Origin of the sequence: Staphylospora marina (assembly GCF_003856495.1) — a bacterium.
GTDB lineage: Bacteria > Bacillota > Bacilli > Thermoactinomycetales > Thermoactinomycetaceae > Staphylospora > Staphylospora marina.
This window is the reverse complement of record NZ_CP034118.1, coordinates 1161880-1178828: the sequence shown is the minus strand read 5'-3', so window position 1 is coordinate 1178828 and position 16949 is coordinate 1161880. Positions and strand designations below refer to the sequence as shown.

The 16949-nt window shown below is 56.2% G+C and carries 15 protein-coding genes; 12 read left to right on the top strand and 3 right to left on the bottom strand.

What is annotated here, in order from left to right:
• The first annotated feature begins 97 nt into the window (after window positions 1-97).
• The 6 genes from EG886_RS05860 (at window position 98) to EG886_RS05835 (ending at window position 8520) form a co-directional block, all read left to right on the top strand.
• Complete coding sequence (locus EG886_RS05860; protein ID WP_124727262.1) at window positions 98-4408, top strand: alpha amylase N-terminal ig-like domain-containing protein; 4311 nt, start codon at window positions 98-100, stop codon at window positions 4406-4408.
• A 362-nt stretch (window positions 4409-4770) separates the two neighbouring features.
• A complete protein-coding gene (locus EG886_RS05855) occupies window positions 4771-4968 on the top strand; it encodes a hypothetical protein (protein WP_124727261.1) in 198 nt (65 codons plus the stop codon).
• A gap of 135 nt (window positions 4969-5103) precedes the next feature.
• Window positions 5104-5874 (top strand): ABC transporter ATP-binding protein, encoded by a 771-nt coding sequence (locus EG886_RS05850; RefSeq protein WP_206425347.1) that lies wholly within the window; start codon window positions 5104-5106, stop codon window positions 5872-5874.
• Window positions 5852-7324, top strand: coding sequence for a hypothetical protein (locus EG886_RS05845; protein WP_124727259.1), 1473 nt, complete (start codon window positions 5852-5854; stop codon window positions 7322-7324). Before EG886_RS05850 ends, EG886_RS05845 begins: the two co-directional genes overlap by 23 nt.
• Entirely contained in the window at window positions 7321-8235 is a 915-nt protein-coding gene (locus EG886_RS05840; protein WP_164491678.1) for a PqqD family peptide modification chaperone, read from the top strand. The genes EG886_RS05845 and EG886_RS05840 overlap by 4 nt, the downstream gene beginning before the upstream one ends.
• 3 nt (window positions 8236-8238) lie before the next feature.
• Window positions 8239-8520: a hypothetical protein gene (locus tag EG886_RS05835; protein WP_124727257.1), complete on the top strand. Its 282-nt coding sequence runs from the start codon at window positions 8239-8241 to the stop codon at window positions 8518-8520.
• A 98-nt stretch (window positions 8521-8618) separates the two neighbouring features.
• Here the strand turns inward: EG886_RS05835 and EG886_RS05830 are convergent, their stop codons facing one another.
• From EG886_RS05830 to EG886_RS05820, 3 genes are all read right to left on the bottom strand, one after another.
• Window positions 8619-8807, bottom strand: a complete 189-nt coding sequence (locus EG886_RS05830) for a sporulation protein Cse60 (RefSeq protein WP_164491677.1) — start codon at window positions 8805-8807, stop codon at window positions 8619-8621.
• 78 nt (window positions 8808-8885) lie between these two features.
• Entirely contained in the window at window positions 8886-9335 is a 450-nt protein-coding gene (locus EG886_RS05825) for an NUDIX hydrolase (RefSeq protein ID WP_124727255.1), read from the bottom strand.
• 236 nt (window positions 9336-9571) lie between these two features.
• Complete coding sequence (locus EG886_RS05820; protein ID WP_124727254.1) at window positions 9572-10906, bottom strand: tetratricopeptide repeat protein; 1335 nt, start codon at window positions 10904-10906, stop codon at window positions 9572-9574.
• A 234-nt stretch (window positions 10907-11140) separates the two neighbouring features.
• Between EG886_RS05820 and EG886_RS05815 the strand changes: the two genes are divergently transcribed.
• The 6 genes from EG886_RS05815 (at window position 11141) to hutU (ending at window position 16851) form a co-directional block, all read left to right on the top strand.
• The gene (locus EG886_RS05815; RefSeq protein WP_124727253.1) at window positions 11141-11437 is read left to right on the top strand and encodes a hypothetical protein; all 297 of its coding nucleotides are present in this window, start codon (window positions 11141-11143) and stop codon (window positions 11435-11437) included.
• Between the two features lie 12 nt (window positions 11438-11449).
• Window positions 11450-11659, top strand: coding sequence for a hypothetical protein (locus tag EG886_RS13875; protein ID WP_206425346.1), 210 nt, complete (start codon window positions 11450-11452; stop codon window positions 11657-11659).
• A 313-nt stretch (window positions 11660-11972) separates the two neighbouring features.
• Window positions 11973-12347 carry an SPOR domain-containing protein gene (locus EG886_RS05805; RefSeq protein ID WP_124727252.1) on the top strand — a complete coding sequence of 125 codons (375 nt, stop codon included), beginning with the start codon at window positions 11973-11975 and terminating at the stop codon, window positions 12345-12347.
• A gap of 250 nt (window positions 12348-12597) precedes the next feature.
• Window positions 12598-13824 carry a helix-turn-helix domain-containing protein gene (locus tag EG886_RS05800; protein WP_124727251.1) on the top strand — a complete coding sequence of 409 codons (1227 nt, stop codon included), beginning with the start codon at window positions 12598-12600 and terminating at the stop codon, window positions 13822-13824.
• A gap of 301 nt (window positions 13825-14125) precedes the next feature.
• The gene (locus EG886_RS05795) at window positions 14126-15100 is read left to right on the top strand and encodes an agmatinase family protein (RefSeq protein WP_124727250.1); all 975 of its coding nucleotides are present in this window, start codon (window positions 14126-14128) and stop codon (window positions 15098-15100) included.
• A gap of 86 nt (window positions 15101-15186) precedes the next feature.
• Complete coding sequence (gene hutU / locus EG886_RS05790) at window positions 15187-16851, top strand: urocanate hydratase (protein WP_124727249.1); 1665 nt, start codon at window positions 15187-15189, stop codon at window positions 16849-16851.
• Window positions 16852-16949: the final 98 nt, after the last annotated feature.

The following is a 16949-nucleotide window of genomic DNA, read 5'->3' as shown; positions in this document are numbered from 1 at the left end:
AAAACTATTTATAAGAATCATTACATTATGATATAACAGAATTGTATAGCGCAACCGATTTCATTTTCAAAGACTGAAAGGAGGATCTGTTTTCTTCATGAGGCGTTTTTTCACATGGCTGTGTTTGTTTTCGCTGTTTGTGCAAACGGTTTCATTCAGCTTGACCGAACCTGCCCTTGCCGACGGCAGAACCATCACGCTGGTCGGAAATCTGCAGGATGAACTGGGCGGAGAAGAAGAGTGGAATCCGGCCGATCCCGCCACCGTGATGACTCCCAAAGGAGACGGCAAGTATGAACTCCGCGCCTCCCTTCCCGCGGGAACCTATGAATACAAGATCGCGGTGAACGGATCGTGGGACGAAAACTACGGAATCGGCGGTGAAGCGGGCGGCGCCAATTACAAACTGATCCTGGAATGGCCCTCCGAAGTCACGTTTGCCTATAACGACAACACACGGATCGTGACCGTTCATGTTCCGTTGCCCGACGAACGCAAACCCCGCATCGTCGGCGACCTGCAGCCCGACATCGGTGCCGGAAGAGACTGGTCTCCGGAGGAATCCACCGCGCTCATGGAAGACCCCGACCGTGACGGAATATACACGCTGACGGCCGATGTTCCCAAAGGAACCCACCAATTCAAGGTGGTGCTGGGCAACAACTGGTCCGCTCCCTCCTATCCGGCGGAAAACTTCGTGCTGAACGTGCTGTCGGAAAGCAGGATCACCTTCTTCTTCCATTACGCAACCAAAGCGGTGTATACCGACTATGATCCCGGTGTTCCCGACGGTTCCGTCACCGCATCCGCCCTGTACCACGACACCTGGGATCCCCTCTATCGCTCCCCGTTCGGCGCCGTTGAAGCAGGCAAAAGCGTACGGATCCGGTTGCGGGCCAAGAAAGGGGACCTGACCCATGCCCGGTTGCTGCTCCGCAACCAGACCACCGGCAACAGCAAGCTCGTCGACATGACCAAAGCGGGATGGGCCGAAGTGGACGGAATGCCGGTCGATTTCTGGGAAGCCGTGGTGAAGCCGGAGGAAAAGGGCGTATGGGGTTACAAATTCATCGTGCGTGACGGAGATGCGGTGAAAGAATACGGCGAAGACGCCGATCAAGGCCGCACGGGACAGCCCGCCGACAGTCACGCCGCACTGTTCCAACTGACGGTCTTTGACCCTTCCTATCGAACGCCGGACTGGATGAAAAACGCCGTAATATATCAGATCTTCCCCGACCGCTTCTTCAACGGCAATCCGTCCAATGACCGGGCCAAAAACAATGCCCGCGGTTCGGAACCGATCGAACTCCGGTCCTGGGACAGCCTTCCGGACAATCCCCGGCTGGCGGACCGTGAAGGATATGACGGAGACGGAATCTGGAGCAACGACTTTTTCGGCGGAGACATCGAAGGCATCCGCAAAAAGTTGGATTATTTGCAATCGCTGGGTGTCAACGTGCTCTATCTCAATCCGATCGCCCACGCCGCTTCCAACCACAAATACGACGCCACCGACTACACGCAAATCGACCCGATGTTCGGCACTCCGGAAGAATTCAACGCATTTGTCAAGGAACTGAAAAAGCGCGGCATGCGCTTGATTCTGGACGGCGTGTTCAACCATGTCGGAGATGATTCGATTTATTTTGACCGGTACGGCAAGTACAAAACGGTGGGTGCCTACGAATACTGGTCCCGGGTCTATGACCTGGTCAATACCGGCATGCCCGAAGAGGAAGCCAAAAAACGCGTCGAACAACAGCTCCGCGCCGAAGGGCAGGAATTCAGCCCTTACGGCTTCCACAACTGGTTCCGCATCGAAAACCGGAAAGAAAACGGCGTGTACAAATACCAAGCCTGGTGGGGATTCGATTCTCTGCCGGAGATCGCCTCCGTGCCCGGGGATGCAACGGATCACCCGTCGGAGCTGAACAACCGGTCTTTTGCGAACTACATCATGTACGCCAAAGATTCCGTCGCCAAAACCTGGCTGAAACGCGGCGCTTCCGGCTGGAGACTGGACGTGGCCAACGAGGTGGATCCGGAATTTTGGCGGGAGTTCCGCAAGGAATTGAAAAAGGAGAAAAAGACCGATCCGATCATCCTCGGCGAGATCTGGGACGATGCCTCCAAGTATCTTCTCGGGGATCTGTTCGACTCCGTGATGAACTACCGGTTCCGCGATGCCGTGTTGGATTTGCTCAGAAACGGACATGCAGAAAAGGTGGCCGAACAGCTTGAAGCGATTCGGGAGGATTATCCCTCCGAATCATGGCATGCCATGATGAATCTGATCGGTTCACATGACACGGCCCGGGCGGTGTTCCTGCTCGGAGGAGGCACCGATTCCCATGAACGGGCGGAAGATGATCCCAAGTACAACCATGAGCTGGGCATTCGCCGGATGAAACTGGCCTCTCTCCTGCAAATGGGCTTTGCCGGTGCTCCCACGATCTACTACGGGGATGAAGCGGGATTGACGGGTTCCAAAGATCCCGATGACCGGCGCCCCTATCCCTGGGGCAATGAACACCGGGACCTGCTCGCCCACTACCGACAGCTGGGACAAATTCGAAAGCAGTTCCAATCCCTGCTCGCTCTGGGCGATACCCGCATCTTGCATGCATCCGGCGACATTCTGGTGATCGGACGAAAACGGGACGGTCAGGCTGCCATCGTCGCCGTCAACCGCGGATCGACGACGCAAACGATCATGATCGACATGCAAAAGTTCGCCGGAAACGGCACCCGTTTCAAAGACCGACTGTCGACCGGTTCCCATACGACCGTAAATAACGGCGAGATCCGGCTCACCCTGCCGCCGCTCGCCGGACAGTTGTGGATCGCCGATCACGTCACCCAACCTCCCCGCCCCGTGAAGGACCTGAACGTCCGGGAAGGAAACGGAGAAGTGACCCTCAGCTGGAAAGGTTCGGCGCCGAAATACAAGGTGTATGTCACCACCGTCAGCGGCGGACTTTACCAGGAGGTGGCCGTCACCAAGAACCGGAGCATCACCTTGAAGCAGCTGGACAACGGCCGCAAGTACGAATTTGCCGTCACCGCCGTTGACGCACGGGGCAACGAATCGGACAAAACGACCATCTCCGCCGTCCCGCACATTCCGCTCACCTCCGGCAATCACACCATCCGGTTGACGGGAGATCTTGCCGGCGGAGTGCTGGACCTGTCCAAGCCCCAAACCGTGACGGCCGAGCTTGTGGTGGACAATGCGACGCCTCGTGATCTGGAAGAAGGAATCACGGCCCGGCTGGAAATCCAAGTCCCCGGATCTTCGGAATGGACACAGGCGGAAGCGGCATATGCCGGCCAGAGCGGGAACGCGGGCTTCTTCTCGGCCTCCTTCGTTCCCCTCGAACCGGGTGAGTACACATTGCGGTTTGCTTTTTCCAGCGATTCGGGACGGACTTGGAAAACCGGTGAAACCCGAACGGTCACCTATCACAAGGGAGATGATTCCGATCCTCCCGCCGACGGCGTGAATCTCCGCCAACCGCAGCAGGAGTCCGGACAGGTCAGTCTTGCGTGGACGCTCATCCATCCCCGCGATCCGTTTCTTACCGTGATTCTGCGAAACGGAAAGGAGATCGCACGTCTTTGGGACCCGCAGCAGACCACTTTCAGGGATTTGGATGTGTCCAACGGAACCGCTTACCGGTACCGGGTGAAAGTGTATGATCGATGGGGAAATGCGATCGTGTCGGATGAAGTGTCCGTCACTCCGGACTTGGTGATGGTCCAGGTCACGTTCAAGGTTCGGGTTCCCGACTACACACCGCAAAACGTGAAGCTGACCATTCCGAACAGCCGCAACGGCTGGAACACGGGGGCTTGGGAAATGACCCGCGCCGGAGCGGTCTCTCCGGATTACACGTTCACCACGGAAATCCCGGAAGGAGAAACGATCACCTACAAATATGTCAAAAACGGCACCTGGGACCAGGAAGGTCTTGCGGACCACACCCCGCACATCCCGGATGATGATGATGTCAGCCTGTACGGATACGGCGCGATCGGGACCGATCTGAACATCACCGTCACCAACCAGGGCGGCAACCGCATGGTAGTGGAAGACCGCATCTTGCGCTGGATTGACATGCCGGTGGTGATCACCTCGCACACCGACGGCCAAACCGTCTCGCAAGAAACCGTCACGCTGTCCGGCAACGCGATCAAGGAAGGGGTGCTCACCATCAACGGACAGCGCGTCAGCATTCAGGACGACATGAGCTTCTCCCATCCGGTCAGCTTGAATCCCGGTTCCAACACCATCCGCATTCGCGTCGAACCTTCGGAAGAAAACAAATCCGCCATTTTCAAAAACGACGGTGAAGCGATCGCCAAAGCCACCCGGGAAATCACCCTGACGCTGATCAGGGAGTGACCGTTTCCCGCGCCCTTGCCACGATGCCCTTGCCGCGATCCGAATGGAAGCCATGTCACACGGCTCTCCGGGTCGCCGGAAAAAGAACCCCCGCGAAAAAACAACACAAAGGCTTCCGGGATGACCGGAAGCCTTTGTCCTTTGAAAACGGTACCATTTCCCATAACTCCAACCGAGTACCAGTTTTTACATGATTTAAAATATTGTAAATATTAATCGAGAATCAGAGAAAACAAACGTGTGCAACCGCTTTACCGCAAAAAACGACAGAATTCGATTCCATTTGATATTTTACAAGCCATCAAATATTCAATATATTTATGATGAACCCCGGTCAGGAACCGTGAAAGGAGGCGAACGGGATGACCTACAGCAAACCGATGGTTCAGGTCGAGAAAAACCTGTCCGTGCATGAAGTGACGGAATGGTTCGTCCTTTCGATGGCTGTCCTCATCGCAGTCGGAGGCGCTTACGTCTACTGCCTGATGAAAGGCGGAGACTTCGTCGCCGAGATCAACCTGGGCAACGGCTACGTGAAAGTCGGCTGCGACCTGCCGTAAAAAAATCCGCCCACAATCGATGGACGGATTCCAGATATTCAGCCTTTACACGATTATACAAAATTTCCCCTGACCGGGGAAGTCTTTTTTCTTTTTGGCCCCGACGGCCAAACGACAGAAACGGAGGCGTCTTCGGTGACCCAACCCGTTCTTTGTCTGGAAAATGTCACAAAAACATATGGAGGCAACGTGGCGGTTCAGTCATTGTCCCTCCATCTTCACCCCGGGGAAATCCTGGGCTTGCTCGGCCCCAACGGCTCCGGGAAAACCACGACCATTCGCATGATCACCGGACTCTCCAGACCGGATGACGGCAACATCCGGGTGTTCGGAGAAGATTTGGCGGATCAGCCTTTGCTCACCCGACACCGGGCCGGCATTGTTCCGGATGCGGACGATCTCCCGGAGGATCTCACCGCGGATGAATTTCTTGACTTCGTGGCGGCTCTCCGGAAGATTCCCAAGGAGCAAACCGCTTCAACCATCGGCGAGTGGATCCGACTCTTCGGTTTGGAACATGCCAGACAACGTCTGCTCCGCGGATATTCCCACGGGATGAAGAAAAAAGTTCAATTCGCGGCGGCACTGCTTCACCGGCCGAAGCTGTTGATCCTGGACGAACCGACGACCGGGCTGGATCCTGACTCCGTGATTCTGCTCAAACAGTTGTTGCAACGACTCAGGGACAAGGGAACGGCCATCCTCCTTTCCACCCATCAGCTCGATTTCGCCCGGGACCTGTGTGATCGGGTTTGTCTGATCCACCGCGGTCACAAATTGACGGACCGGGAACCGGAAGAGCTGCTCAGAATTACCGACTCGTCCACATTGGAAGAAGTGTACCTGAAACTGACGGACGCCGGACGGAAAGCGGGGGATCTGGATGGCATCCTGGCTGATTGGTAGTCTTCTCTTCAAAATGTGGAGAAACCGTTGGAAGACGTTGGTCGCTTCCTCTCCGCTTCTGGGAATGACGCCGGTGGTTCTGATTGTCGCGGCGGGTGCCTTGTCCGCATATGTGTTTTCCTCCACCCGGGAGCAGCTGTCGATGCTGCCCGGCGGACTGGCGGGAGAAACCGCCTCGATGATGCTGAACAACTTTTCCTTGGTCTCATTCGGCCTGATTTTTCTGGCCACCGTTCTTTTTCTTCATTGGATCCTGTACGGAGGAATCAGCAGCCGGATGCTGGAAACGCTTCCGATCTCCCGTTCGGTTCAGGCCATGGGCCTGATGTTGCCGGGACTTCTCCTGGAACTGCTGATCATCGTCCTGCTCTTCTGGCCGATTCTCCTGGTTTTGACCGGTCCGCTGGGCAACGGGATCCGGCTGATGTCCCTTCCGCTCCATCTCCTCCTGATGACGGCGGCAGGTGTTTGGGCGCTCGTGTTCCAGTACGTGCTTCGTCGAGGAGTACGGATGCTGTCCCTGAGAAGCGGATTGGCATCCGAACGCGCCTGGCATTCGGCCATGCTGACGGCCGGGCTGATGCTCATCGGAGCGCTGGCGTTTTTCTTCCCGCCCGATGCCGCGGTCTGGTTCCCGCCTTCTCTCTTTGTCCGAACCCTGCTTCAGGGGGATCCGCTGGCCGCCGCCGGTTTGGCCGTGTGGGCCCTGATCGGGGGATGGATCCTTCGGCACCTAGTTCTCCGGGAAGACCCGCCCCACGAACCTTCATCCCATTGGAGGCCGCTTGCACGTCTGCCGTTTTCCCGCCGTCCGGTCATGGCATTCACCTCTCTGGAGCTCAAACAGTGGAGCCGTGACATGGAAACCCATCTGTACACCGGTCTGTTCCTGCTGCTTTTGCTTTTGGGCGGCCAGGCGATCCGGTTGGCGGAAGACCCGCTGAGAGCCATGCTGGGCATCGTCTTTTCTTCCGTGGTTTTCTACGGCTTGCCTTATTTTTTGAGCATATATCCTTTGCGGTCGCATCATCGGACCCATGATGCGGGCCTTTGGATGCCGGTGGAACCACATGTGAGAATCACGGGCAAAATGCTGGTGTATCTGGTGCTCGGCCCGCTGTTTACGGCCGTCTCGGCAGATCTCCTCATCCGGCTGGCCGGTCTCACACCGTTCGGAGCGGACGGGTGGTTGCGCCTGCTCGCCTACACCGCCCTGATCCATGCCACGGCCTTTTTCGCGGGAACCGCTTTCCCCGTCAGTCAAAAGTCGGCCACGGGTCTGTTGATGCTGCATCTGGTGTTTCTGGTGATGAGCGTGCCGCTGTATCTGCTCACCAATTCTCTGTGGGATCCCGAATCCCCCGCATGGAGCTTGGTTGTCACCTGCGTGCTCGTGACATTTTTCTGGTTTGCTTCCGCCACGATCGAGACAAGGAGGGAAACGTCATGATCCGTCCCGATTCCGTTCCGGTCTGGCCGGAACAGGTGGAACTCCGCGAAGGGCACATCTTTGACGCCGCACTGGACATCCTGCACCCCGTCAATGAAACGGGACAGGTCTTGCTCGGCGAAGTGGACGGGAAGCGCAGCATCGCGGAAATCGTCCGGACGGTATGCGAACGGTACGGATGGCCGGACGCCGAGGTGCAAGCGGATCTGATCGAAACGATGGCCCATCTGAACCGTGAATATCTGCTCAACTTCCGGAAACCTCCGCTCACCGTCCGTCTTCAGAACCAGCTTCTGAGGATGCTCGTCCTGCTTCGAACACTGCAGGCTCCTCTGACCGGCATCCGCCACAGAATCTCTCTGACGCGCGACGGGGGATGGTTCGGCATCCTGCGAACCATCACGGGCGCCGTCCTGCGTTCACTGGGCATTCAATTGCTGGTGATCGCCGCGCTGATTTGCGGATTTCTTTCGGCCCTGAACCTGATGAATCTTCAGGAAGCCGTTTTCTTCACCGTTTCTCTGTATCTGGGTCTGATTCTCCACGAAACGGGACATGCCGTCGCGTTCTTTCGGGTCTCTACTCCCCGGGAGCAGGCGTTTTTCTGCACCAAACCGGGGTATTTGCAGATCGTCCACAAAATGAGACCTCCCCGGGATGAATTGATCATTTCATTGGCCGGCCCTCTTGTGCCGGGCTTGTGTGCCGTTCTTCTGGCGATCGCCGTCCTCACCGGAATCATTCCCGTCTCCGGGGAATATGCCGCATGGCTTCCGGTGGCGGCATTCGGAGTTCATCTGTTTTCCCTGGTTCCTCCGATGGCCGACGGAAAAAAAATCAGGAGCTCCCTGAAGCTCCTCGCGGTCATCAAACAGTCCGTTCGGGAAGCCGCACCCGGAAAGGAGGACTGACCGATGAAAAAGCATTCCCTGATCATGCCGTTCCTTTCGGGAGCCATCCTGCTGTTCGTCCTGATCATTGCCGGGAGCTTTCTCTACGCCACGGTGGGCAGCATGCAGGGGTGGCCTTCCGTCAAGCTGGATCTGTTCGGTGCGCTCATCTTTCATGCCGACATCCAGGCCGGCGGATCTTTCTACGTCCGATTGGGCCAGGGACTCCTGCTGGTGGCCCTGTTGGGCGGATTTCTCAACATGGGTCTGGCCGCATGGCTAAGAAAAAAACAAACCGGGGCGTGATGCAACCACACCCCGGTTTCATCTTTTTTCTTCTCTGCCCCGTCCCACGAAGCTTCAGCTTGAAGACCTTGACCGCCGGTCCCCTCTTTGGCTTCCGTTCATCCCCGGTAGATGATCATCGCGGTGCACTTGTAGGGATTTCCGCCTCCCGGTTTGAGGTAGTCCGTTGCGGAGAGCTTGATGTCCAGGAGTTCATAGCCGTTTTGATCAAACTGCTTGAGAAACTGATTGATTCTCGTTTCCAGCGTCCGCGTGTCCGACTCGGTGAAGATTTTCACCTGATACACCCAGCCATCTCTCCCTTGATCTTTGATGTGTCCCTTGTCGATGTTCTGTCCGCGATACCGGTTTTCCTGCGCGACGGATCATTTTGCTTGCCCGTCAAACCCGAAGCTGTCAAACCAAATCCCTTTTCGGTGACACTCCAGAGCCCTGCGGATGTAGGGGATCACGTTTTCCGGCAGATCGTCGCTTCCCGACCAGCGAAGATCATCGCATTTTTCCGGCTCCTTGTTGACAACCTCTCCTTCCCAACGGCGAACTTCCGCAAAGAAGTCGATTCGTTCCTCCTTCCCCTCCCGCCTGTGCATCACGTGAACCAAACTGACATCCTCCGGGTCGATCCGTACCCCGACTTCCTCCCTCGCTTCCCGGACCGCCGCCTCCTTCACCGTTTCGCCGCCGTCCAGATGACCGGCGGGCACACTGTAATTTCCGTCTTCATATCCGGTGTTTCGCCGGCGCAGAAGCAGCACTTCCTCTCCCCGGAACATCAACAGATGCACCGCCACCGGTGCCGTGAAACGCCGAGTCATTCCCCCGTCCTCCTTCTTTCCTTCGAAACCTGTATTCACGCCTGCCTCGTTCCGTCACACATAACAGCCACATACGGTCCTCATCCACGGACGTTTCCGTCCACAATAAACAGTCCGGCCGTTTCCGACCGGACTGTTATGTATGAGGGTGATGATTGCACGATCAACGGAAAACTTGACCCGGTGGGGGATCGTTCAAATAACGATGGTTCATCTTGAGCTACCTCCCCTGAAAGTCAAATGGTTCTGTCTTGCGAAAATTGTAATTCAACTTCAAACAGATTTTCAAGACTGTTTATAAATTCCCCCCTGTTCAGGCGCTTCCAGCATTTGCTCAACTCCACAAGCGTAATGTGTCTTTGCTTGAGAAACTGGTGTTCCGTGGCCAGTTCATGCGCCTTTTGCAGGGGGGAGACCGCTTCTTCGTATCTGCCCTGCAACTGATACCAATCCCCCAACACGATCAGTGCCATGACGTGCCGTCTCGCGTCATTCGTTTTTTCCCCCAATTGAACCGCGGTTTGCAATGCGGTCAGGGCTTCTTCCCATCTCTCCGTCCTCATGCACAACATTCCCCACAACGTGTACGCTTTTACCAGAAGAAACTCCCCGTTGACACGTTTTCGCATGCTGAGCGCCGTGCGGATGCAATATTCGGCCTTCTCGTACGCTTTTTTTTGCAGATAGACGCTCCCCAACGTTGTCCACAAATCATGCGCGCGCTCATAAGCAAGGTTGATCCGCGCAATCTCAATCCCCTCCCAGGCAATTTCGATTGCTTCATCATAACGCTTTTTCCTTGTGAGAATATCTGCTTTTGTTTCATAAATGTTCAACAACACTTGCACGCTTCGGATGTCCGCGATGTGTTCCCACAACTCATCCAATGCCTGAAGTGCCTCGTCCAGACGCTCCAACTTTTCCAGATAGATGGCTTTGGCCACTTTCAGGGAATGGATGATTTGGCTGCGGTTCTTGTCACAGTCACGAACATAAGCGTCAATTCCCAACTGGTTGTACCCCAATGCGTTTGTCAAATCATTCTTGTAATAAAAGACACGCCCCAAATCATAGCAACAATACGCTTTGAGATTGCTCCTCCGCAGTGAAGGATATTTGTCCACGGAGCGCAAAACTTCGGAAAAGTAAGTTTGCGCCTTGGACCACTTTCCCTGATTGAAAAAATGCTTCCCCATCAGGAATTGCTTCATCAAGTGTTGAGGCGAGGATGCGGGAATATCGAGTGCTTGCAACCTTGCCAAACCTTCCCGCGCATCTCCCAGGTCAATGTTGCTCAGAATGGACATCAGCTCCGCTTCCCGTTCATCGTCGCCTTGGTTGTACCGACGGACGATGGCGGGCAATTCGTCCGGACCGATGCCCAGTTTTTTCGCATAATGCAGGATTTTTGCCGGGTTGACGATCGGCAAGCCGCGTTCGATGTTGCTGATCGTCGCGGTGGACACAAATTCATCCGCCAGATCTCTCATGCGCTTCCGCATGCTTTTTCTCTTCTTTCTCAGCACCTCCCCGATGATGCCCAGTTCGACCTGATCCAACGGTTCCTTCATCCGGCATTCCCCCGTTTCTTTTCTTGTACCTGTTCAATAAACGGCAAGCCAATTCACCATTTTACAAAATATTATTACAAATTCTTGTACTCGCCAAGACAAAAATAAAAATTTAAAGTGACAGGAGAATTATTTCGATATGTGTAAAATGATGACCAAGATGATTCGGTTCGTCCGTGATCATTTTGCAATCACAACATGAATTCCATCGTTTTCGTTCGGGAGGAATGCAGGATGTTCAAAATTTACGCGTCCGGTGATTTCAATCAGCTGAATCTTTTTCTGAGGGACCTGAAAGCGTTCCCCGGTTATCATGTGTGTCTGGAAGCCCGGGAACGCTTCATCCATACGGAAGACAACAAAGGCAAAATCGTGGCCAGCGTGGAAATGGAACCTTCCGAGCTGATGATCGTCACGTTGGACACCGCGAACGGTTCCAAAGTCAGAATCCCGCTGTCCCACGGGATGGAAGTGAAGATCGGTGAAGGTCTGACATGCATAAGCGGACTCACGTACGACATTTTCGGCTGAGGGGATGCCGTCATGCCCGTCGAATTTGAAGCAAAGATCCTGGAGAACGATCCGTCCGGGGTGACCCGGCGCATTTTGAGCCTCGGTGGAAGAAAAATCGGAGAATCGCTCATGCGACGGTATGTGTACGATGTCATCCCCGGAGACCAAAGCAAACGGATCCGGTTGCGCGATTCCGGCTCGGAGATCACCCTCGCCGTCAAGGAGATTCATCACTGTTGAAATTGAGGGACATTCCACGGATCATGTCATCCTGGTCGCCGGGAAGCTGGGGTTCTCCAAAGATCAGCCGACCGGGGAAAATACGATCAAGATATATGCCCGCTACGGCATTGATCTCGGGAAGATCCAGGAGCTTCGGTATTGAAGCGAACCGAAGGACAGGGTTCCCCGTACGCTTCGGGACGTTCCAAAAGAAAGGCCCTGTGTTTGCAAACGTCCCCCCGCGCATATTTCCGGGAATACCATCCACATTAATCTTTGAATCCCGGGTTGGGCTCTCTGGCCCATCCGTTCAGTCAGGGGGAACATGCACATGAAAGAACGATTTGTTTTCGGGTACTTTCAGACGCCGGATGCCGCACAAAAGGCGGCGGAAGAATTGAAAGCCCGCGGATTTGAAGCGTACGTGGACCGGTTTGACCCGATGGGCGGCGGACGGGGATATGAGGATCACGAAGTGCACAATCCGTTCATCGATCAGAAGATGTCCCTGTCGGAGAGCACGGTGGGCACCCCGCCCGCGAACGACGACAAACGGATCCTCTTGTCCGCCCATCCGGACGCCAGCGGATTGGCGGGCGGCAACGGGTTTGAAAAGCAGGAAGACCATTCCGTGACGGTGTTTTGCCAAGCGGAGCAAATGGAAGAAGTGCGGCAAATCCTGAAGCGGCACGGCGCCCGCGACTGAAAGAAAACATACGCCGAAAGCCGAACATCCCGTCCCGAAAGCGACGGGGTTTTTTTGTGTCCGGAACCCGACATCCCATGGAATCGCGTACCGATGATGCACAGCCCGGTTCCCGGGGATTGGCTGATTTTTCATTCCGGCTGTGCTTGCAAAGATTCCCGCTCTTCGGGAAAATGACTAAAAACCCCGGCGTGTTGAACCTTTCAGCCGCGTCAAAATCGCCGGACACCATCCATGAGGAGGCATCTGTATGCAACTGAATCCCGCGCAAGCCGTTTTCTCCCAGTTGCTGCTGTCAGGCACCCTGGTGCATGAAGGAAGCTTCCGGGACTTGCAGGAAGCCTGCGGCATTTCGATTCATCCGCGGATCGTGATGGTGGTGTCGGTGGATCTTTATCCGGACCTGGTCGACGGAAAGCCCATCCGGTGGAGAAAGGAGATCGGTCAACGGGTGTCGGACGGGGTTCGGGAAGCGATGACGGTTCCTCACACCCGGATGTGGGTCGAGGAAGGGGTTTTGGCGGTGCTGGCGGATCCGGGGCCACGGGAGCGATGGCGACAAACGGCAGATCGGCTCGCCCGGAGAATTCTGCGGTGTTGCGAAGACCGGGGTGTCCGGGTGTCGGTGGGAATCGGCGGCTGTTTCGACAATCCCCACCTTCTTCACCGATCGTTCAAAGAGGCGAAGGAAGCCATGGTGGACCGGTTTTTCCAGGGAACATCTCTCATTTTCCATTATGAACCGAAGCAACCGCGACCTGAATCTCCCGAATCTCCGGTCACCAACATGGAGCGGGCCGAACTGGCAGCCACTCTGCGCATCGGGGACGCGGACGGAACGTGTTCCCTCCTGGGCGACCTTCTGGAAAAACTGGCGGATGCCTATCGGCACGACGTGGACATGTTCAAGTCGGAAGCCGTGGAACTGGTGGTGTTTCTTTCCCGGCAAGTTCTTGAATCCGGAGCGAATCCCGCGGAAATTCTTGCGGAACACGCACGGTTCATCCAGGATCTCTTTGGCACCATCCGGTACGACAAATTTGTGCGGAAGGTTTGCGAGTACGCCGGAAAACTGTGCGGGATGGTTCAGCCGCATCCGCCGGACGATGTTTCTCCGGTCATCCGCAAGGCCATTCTCTACCTGAAAAAACATCTTCGCGAAAAAATTTCCCTTGAGCAACTTGCCCAATCCTGCTGCTTGAGCGCATGGCATCTGAGTCACCGGTTCAAGCGGGAAACGGGGATTCCCCCGATGGAATTTCTGAATCGTCTTCGTTTGGAAAAAGCGGCGCACTTCCTCGAACACACCGATTGCACGATCCGGGAAATCGCCGGACTGGTCGGATTCGAGGATCCCAACTACTTCTCGCGAACATTCAAAAAAATGTCAGGGATTACGCCATCCGAATACCGAAAAACAAAATCGTGCGAATCATCCCCAAAATCGGTCAGTGAACGGCGTTTTTTGTTTTTGTAGAATACAAAATGACCACATAATCATTCCATCCGATCTATACTCCGTGAAACCGGTCATCCATTTCATTGAAAGCGGTTCCTTTCCGACATCACGGTTTCGAACGAAACCTGTCTGACTCCGGAACCGGAAGGACATCTTTCACCAGATCCGCAACAAATCATCATCGTGTGCTTCGTCAATGCACACGCAACAACGTCCTTTCCGTGGCGGACCGTGGATCGGTTCCACCGGTTTCCCGGTTCGCCAACCACCGAAACACGGATCATTGCCAAAAAAGCACCCTTTTGGAGGCTGAGTGGTCTTGAAACAACGGATCGAACTGCTCCATCCGCCGGAACTGATCCGCAGAAGCAACTGGCGGGACCGCTATGAGACCAAAGTGTCGCAGTGGCTCACCCCCTGGGACGGTGAAGAACCGATCGACATCGGCTTCATCGGAGCGCCTCTTTCCAAGACATCGATCAGTGTGTCCGCGGCATCCATGACCCCCAATGCCCTCAGGGAGCTGTTCCCGGCCGTCACCACCTACAGCATCGATCACGATGTGGATCTCCAGGAATTGCGCGCCCGGGACCTGGGTGACATCCAAATGCACCCAACCGACCTGTCGCGCTGCCATGCCAACATCGAACAGGCTCTCACCAACGTGTACCAGGCCTTGCCCGATCTGCTGCCCGTCATTGCCGGCGGCGACCACTCCATCACCTGCCCGTCGGTGAAAGCGTTCAAAAAGCGCTTCAAGGGAAAGGTGGGGATCGTGCAGATTGATGCTCACATGGACGTCCGCAATCTGGAAGACGGCGGTCCGACCAACGGAACCCCCATCCGGGGCCTGCTCGAATCCGGCACGGTGGAAGGCAAGCACATCGTCCAGGTGGGCATCCACAGTTTCGCCAACTCCAAGCCCTACCGGGAATATGCGCTGTCCCAAGGCATCACCCAGTTCACCGCCCGCCAGGTGGCACGGGAAGGCATCGAACCGTTGATTCAGCAAGCCATGGAAATCGCCGGAGACGGAACGGAAGCCATTTACGTCACCGTGGACATGGACGTGTTGGATCAGGCATTCGGTCCCGGGGTCCCCGCAATGGTTCCCGCCGGCATGACGTCATGGCAGTTGATGGATGCCGTGCATCTTCTCGGAATGAATCCCAACGTTCGCGGTTTCGACATCGTCTGCATCGATCCGCTGCAGGATCCGCGCCGCGCAACCGTCCGCGCCGCCCTGCACGTGATCCTGAATTTCCTGGCCGGCGTGGCGAAACGGCCGAAGTGAAGAAAACCGAAGCCAAACCATTCCGGAAACGGGCTTTTTCCGGCAAGTAAACATGATCCACATTCCAGAAAAAGGGGCGATCTCTCATGGGTGAAGAGAACAAACGGGTGGTCCGCGCACCGCGCGGCAACAAGCTGAATGCAAAGGGCTGGCAACAGGAGGCCGCCTTGCGCATGCTGATGAACAACCTGGATCCCGAAGTGGCAGAACGCCCGGAAGACTTGGTCGTATACGGCGGGATCGGCAAAGCGGCCCGCAACTGGGACTGCTTCGACAAAATCGTCGAATGTCTGAAGAATCTGGAATCCGATGAAACGCTGTTGGTCCAGTCCGGCAAACCGGTCGGCATTTTCCGCACGCACTCTCTCGCCCCCCGCGTGCTGATCTCCAACTCCATGATCGTGCCGGCGTGGGCCAACTGGGAGACGTTCCGCGAACTGGAACAAAAAGGGCTGATCATGTACGGCCAGATGACCGCCGGCAGTTGGATCTACATCGGCACCCAGGGCATCCTGCAGGGAACGTATGAAACGTTCGCCGAAGCGGCCCGTCAGCACCGCGGCGGTTCGTTGAAGGGGACTCTCACCCTGACCGCCGGTCTCGGGGGCATGGGCGGCGCCCAACCGCTGGCGGTCACCATGAACGAAGGGGTGGTCATCTGTGTGGAAGTCGACCCGGTCCGCATCCGGCGAAGAATCGACACCCGCTACCTCGACGTCATGGTGGATGACCTGGACGAAGCGATGAAACTGGCCCGGGAAGCCCAAGAAAAAGGAAAACCGCTGTCCATCGGGCTGTTGGGCAACGCCGCCGAGATTTATCCGGAGTTCGTGAAGCGCGGCATCGTGCCCGATTTCGTGACGGACCAGACCTCCGCCCACGATCCGCTGAACGGATACATCCCCCGTGGAATGACGCTGGAGAAGGCGGGCGAATTGCGGAAAAACGATCCGGACACCTACATCCGCCTGGCCCGGGAATCGATGGCCGTTCACGTGCAAGCCATGCTGGACATGCAAAAAGCGGGCTCCGTGGTGTTTGACTACGGCAACAACATCCGTCAGATGGCTTACGAGGAAGGCGTCAAGGACGCGTTCAACTTCCCTGGATTCGTTCCGGCCTACATCCGGCCGCTGTTCTGCGAAGGAAAAGGTCCGTTCCGCTGGGCCGCCCTCTCCGGCGATCCGGAAGACATTTACAAAACCGACGAGCTCGTGCTCAAGCTGTTCCCGGAAAACGAACATCTGCGTCGCTGGATCACCATGGCCCGCGAAAAGGTGGCCTTCCAGGGACTCCCCGCCCGCATCTGCTGGCTGGGCTACGGCGAACGGGCCAAACTGGGTCTGGCCATCAACGAGATGGTCCGAAGCGGTGAGCTCTCCGCTCCGATCGTAATCGGTCGGGATCATCTGGATTGCGGTTCGGTCGCCTCGCCCAACCGGGAAACGGAGGCCATGAAGGACGGCAGCGACGTCATCGCCGACTGGGCGGTGCTCAATGCCTTGGTCAACACCGCGGCAGGCGCCAGCTGGGTATCGTTCCACCACGGCGGCGGCGTGGGCATGGGATATTCCTTGCACGCCGGCATGGTCGTCGTTGCGGACGGAACCAAGGAAGCCGAAGAACGTCTCTCCCGCGTGCTCACCACCGACCCGGGCATGGGCATCATCCGTCACGCCGATGCCGGCTATGAGCTGGCCATCCAAACCGCCAAAGAACGCGGTGTCCGCGTGCCGATGCTCGGAATCTGACGCAGGCACACCGATTTTCATCATCCGACCCGTGACGTGCGGCATTCCCGGGCATTCCGTGAGAACATGATCTCCGGAGTGCCCGAATCTGCGAGGAG